We start from the raw sequence: 5,029 nt of genomic DNA, 5'->3' as shown, positions 1-5,029 counted from the left end.
CGGGCTGCTGCGTTACCTCAACCCTGACACGCGCCCGGTCCTCGCGGCGCTACCCACCCCACAGATCGGCTTCAACTACATGGGCCGCTTCACCGTCGCGCCCAGGGCCCAGGGCGACGAGCAGGCGGACTGGTGGCAGCTCGGTCTGGGCGGCGACACCGGTACCCTGCCCGCCTCCTACGCGCTGGAAGCCGGCGGCGTCGTGCGCGACGGCCCGGCGGGCGCGGAGCTCACCGTCCTGCTGTCCTGGCCCGGCGACCTGTTCGACGAGGCGCGGGTCGCTGCCCTCGCCGAGGGATGGGTGGCGACGCTGACCGGGCTGGCCGAGCACGCCGCGCGCCCCGAGGCGGGCGGGCACACCCCCTCCGACTTCCCGCTGCTCGCCATGGCGCAGGGCGAGCTCGACGTGGTGGCGGCCGAACTAACGCGGAACACGCACGAGAGGAGAGCCCGGTGAGCCAGCTCGACGTGGAGGATCTGTGGCCGCTGTCCCCGCTACAGGAGGGCCTGCTCTTCCAGACGCTCTACGACGGGCGGACCGGCGACGTCTACTCCGGCCAGCGTGACCTTGATCTGACCGGGCCGCTGGACCCGGCGCTGCTGCGGGCGTCCGGGGAGGCCCTGCTGGACCGGCACGCCAACCTGCGGGCCGGGTTCCAGCAGCTCTCCGGCCTGGACCAGYCCGTGCAGGTGATCGCCAGGAAGGTACGGCTGCCGTGGCGTGAGGTCGACCTGGCGCACCTGGCGGAAGAAGCGGCGTTGGAACAGGCCATGCGGCTGGCCGCCGAGGAGCGGGACCGCGGGTTCGATCCGGCGCAGCCGCCACTACTGCGTTTCCTGCTGATCCGGTTCGGTGCGCGGCGCCACCGGCTGGTGCTCACCATCCACCACATCCTGCTGGACGGCTGGTCGCAGCCGATGTTCACGCGGGAGCTGTTCGCCGTCTACCAGGCCGGAGGCACGACGGGCGGGCTGAAGCCGGTCTCGCCGTACCGGGACTACCTGGAGTGGCTCGGCCGCCAGGACCGCCAGGCCGCCCGTGAGGCGTGGCGGGTCGAGCTGGCCGGGACGGACGAGCCGACCCTGGTGGCCCAGCCCGATCCGGTGCGCGAGCCGCAGCCGGCCGAGCGCGTGAACACCTCGGTGAGCCCCGAGCTGACGGCAGCTCTGCGGGCCCTCGCTCGTGGTCATGAGCTGACGATGAACACGGTCGTCCAGGGCGCCTGGGCACTGCTGGTCAGCCGCCTGGCCGGCCGCCGTGACGTGGTGTTCGGCGCGGTGGTGGCGGGCCGCCCGCCCGAACTGCCCAGGGTCGAGGACATGGTAGGCCTGTTCATCAACACCGTGCCGATCCGGGTGCCGCTCGACCCCGCCCAGCCGGTCGCCGAGATGCTTACGGCGCTGCAGGCCCGCCAGACGGCGCTGATGTCCTGCCACTACCTGGGCCTTGCCGAGATCCAGCKGATCACCGGCCCCGGCGCCACCTTCGACACGCTGCTGGCCTACGAGAACTACCCGCTCGACTCGTCGTGGGTCTCCGCGATGGCTGACGACCGCGACCTGACGATCACCCCGGCCGGGGGGCACGAGGCGCCGCACTATCCGCTCGCGCTGGCCGTGGTCCCTGGCCGGGACCGGCTGGAGCTGCGGCTGTCCTACCAGCCCGAGGTGTACGAGCGGGAGATGGCCGAGGGGCTGGCCGCCGCCATGGTGCGGGTGCTGGCGGCGATCGCCGCCGACCCGGCCGCCCGTGTCGGCACGGTCGGCATCCTGGACGAGACGGGCCGGGATCTGGTGATCCGGCGGTGGAACGACACCGCGGTGCCGGTGGACGCCGGGTCGCTGGTCACGGCGTTCGAGCGACGCGTYGCCGAGCATCCGCACGCCGTCGCCATCGACGGGGACGTCACGCTGACCTACCAGGAGCTGAACGCGCGCGCCGACCGGCTCGCCCGTCTGCTGGCCACGCTCGGCGTGGGCACCGAGAGCCTGGTCGGGGTGCTGATGGAGCGGTCGGCCGAGCTGGTGGTGGCGCTGCTCGGGGTGGTGAAGGCGGGCGCCGCCTATGTGCCGCTGGATGCCGCCAACCCGCTGGAGCGGATGAAGGCCGTGATCGCCGAGGCCGCACCCGTGGCGCTGCTGGTCGGCCAGGCCACGATCGACCACCCGATGACCCGCGAGGGCGGCCTGCCCGCCGCCAACATCGTCCGGGTCCCCTCGGAGGTGCCGGCCGGCGACGGCCCCTTCCCGGTTGCCCCGGCCGCGGCCAACCTGGCGTACGTCATGTACACCTCGGGATCGACGGGGGTGCCGAAGGGAGTGGCGGTCACCCACGGCAACGTGGTCGGCTTCTGCCTGGATGGCGCCTGGCCCGCCGAGGTGACCGAGCGGGTCATGGTGCAGGCCAACCACGCCTTCGACGCCTCCACCTACGAGGTGTGGGTGCCGCTGCTGCGCGGCGGCACCGTCGTGGTCGCGCCGGCCGGTGACCTGGATGCCRCCGACCGGGAGCGGTTCATCGCCGCCCACCGGATCACCAACGTCCACGCGACCGCCGGCCTGTTCGCCGCGCTGGGCGAGCAGACCCCGCACATCTTCGCCGGGGTACGCGAGGTGTCGACCGGCGGCGACGTGGTCTCGGCGGCCGCGGTGAGGACTCTGCTGGAGACCCATCCGGACATGGTCGTGCGGTCCACCTACGGGCCGACCGAGACGACCGCCTTCGCCACCCACCTCCCCTTCACCGCGGGCGACCAGGTGCCGGCGTCGGTGCCGATCGGCCGCCCGCTGGACAACACCCGGATCTACGTGCTGGACGGCTTCCTGCAGCCGATCCCGCCCGGCGTCGGGGGAGAACTGTACGTGGCCGGCGGCGGGCTGGCCCGCGGCTACCTGAACCGGCCAGGCCTCACCTCGGAACGCTTCGTGGCCTGCCCCTTCGGCACGCCGGGCGAGCGGATGTACCGGACCGGGGACCTGGCCCGGTGGACCGGTGACGGGCTGCTGGTCTTCCTGGGGCGGGCCGACACGCAGGTGAAGATCCGCGGGTTCCGGATCGAGCTGAGCGAGATCGAGAACGTGCTGTCCGGCTGCCCGGGGGTCGCGCGGGTCGCGGTGGTAGCCCACACCAGCCAGGCCGACCACAGCCAACTGGTCGCCTACGTGGTGCCCGCCGAGGGGGAGAGCGTGACGGGCTCCGCGGTGCGGAGGTACGCGGCGGGACGGCTGCCGGACTACATGGTCCCCGCCGCCGTCGTCCCGCTGGCGGAGCTGCCGCTGACCGGCAACGCCAAGCTGGACCGGGCGGCCCTGCCCGCGCCGGACTTCGGCCGCATGGCGACCGGGCGCGAGCCGCGCACGCCGATCGAGGAGGTGCTGTGCTCGCTGTTCGTCGACGTGCTGAAGCTGGAGTGGATCGGGGCCGACGACAACTTCTTCGAGTTGGGTGGCGACTCCCTGCTGGCGATGCGGCTGCTCGCCCGGGTACGGGCCGTCCTCGACGTCGAGGTGGGAATCCGCACCCTGTTCACCGGCGCCACCCCGGCGGCGGTGGCCCGTGTGGTCGAGGCCGGTGGCCGCTCGCGGCCCGAGCTGGTTGCCGGGGTACGGCCGGACCCGGCGCCGCTGTCGTTCGGCCAGGCCCGGATGTGGTTCCTCAACCAGTTGGAGGAGGGACGGGCGGTCTACAACGTGCCGCTCGCGCTGAAGCTGACCGGGCAGCTCGACCGGTGGGCGCTGCAGGCCGCGCTGGCCGACGTCGCGGCGCGTCACGAAAGCCTGCGGACGGTCTTCCCTGACGTCGACGGCGTGCCGGGTCAGCACCTGCTGGACGAGACGGTGGGCCGCCCGGAACTGGTGATGGTGGCGGTGACCGAGGCGGAGCTGCCGTCGCTGATGGCCGCCGAGTTGGGGCGCGGGTTCGACGTGGRCAGCGAGCCGCCGCTGCGGGTACGGCTGTTCACGCTGTCCCCCCGGGAGCACGTGCTGCTGCTGGTGGCGCACCACATCGCCTCCGACGGCTGGTCGATGGGCGTGCTGGCCCGCGACCTGTCGGTGGCCTACACCGCCAGGCTGCGTGGGCGGGTACCGCAGTGGACCAGATTGCCGGTCCAGTACGCCGACTACGCGGTGTGGCAGCGCGCGGTGCTGGGCGATCTGTCCGACCCGGCGAGCCTGATCAGCGAGCAGCTCGCGTACTGGCGGGAGGCACTCGCCGACATCCCCGCGGAGCTGGCCCTGCCGGTCGACCGCCCGCGCCCGCCGGTGCCGAGCTTCACGGGCGGCGCGGTGCCGATCCGGATCGGCGCGCAGACCCACGAGCGGCTTGTCCGGCTGGCCCGGGGGCGGCGGGCAACGCTGTTCATGGTGGTGCAGGCCGCAGTTGCGCTGCTGCTGTCTCGCCTTGGCGGGGGCAACGACATCCCGATCGGCACCGCAGTGGCGGGCCGGGGCGAGGCCGCCCTGGATGACCTGATCGGCTTCTTCGTCAACACGCTGGTGCTGCGCACCGACGTCGGCGGCGATCCCTCGTTCAACGACCTGGTGGCCCGGGTGCGGGAGCGGAACCTGGCCGCCTACGCCCATCAGGACGTGCCGTTCGAGCGGTTGGTCGAGGAGCTCTACCCGGCCCGCTCGTTGTCGCGGCACCCGCTGTTCCAGGTGTCCCTCGGGTTGCGGAACACCCCGCAGGACACCGGCTGGGAGCTGCCGGGGCTGACCATCCAACCGCACAGGTCCGGGGTCAACGCCGCCAAGTTCGACCTGTCGTTCAGCCTGGCCGAGCACCGTGGCGCCGACGGTGAACCGGCGGGGATCGGTGGGACCGTCGGCTACGCGGCCGACCTGTTCGACCGGCCCACGGTGCAGAAGGTGGCGGAGCGCCTGGTGGCCGTGTTGGACGCGGTGGCCGCCGATCCCGCGTTGCGGGTGAGCCAGGTGCCGGTGTTGGGTGCGGCTGAGTGGGTGCGGGTGGTGGAGGAGTGGAATGACACTGGGGTTGGGGTTGGGGTGGGGACGTTGCCGGGGGTGT

Annotated in this window: 2 protein-coding genes; both read left to right on the top strand. The window is 72.9% G+C overall.

The features are described from left to right. Positions 1-457 (top strand): hypothetical protein (locus Manayef4_RS02000; protein WP_035913567.1); only part of this gene is annotated, 457 nt, incomplete at its 5' end. Continuing rightward, on the top strand, positions 454-5,029 hold a 4,576-nt coding region (locus tag Manayef4_RS01995; RefSeq protein ID WP_070130446.1), incomplete at its 3' end, for a non-ribosomal peptide synthetase. The genes Manayef4_RS02000 and Manayef4_RS01995, both read left to right, overlap by 4 nt.

Origin of the sequence: Frankia sp. CgMI4, from assembly GCF_001756285.1 — a bacterium.
Lineage (GTDB): Bacteria > Actinomycetota > Actinomycetes > Frankiales > Frankiaceae > Frankia > Frankia casuarinae.
Note: the sequence above shows the minus strand (reverse complement) of the source record. Positions and strands in the feature narration are given on the sequence as shown.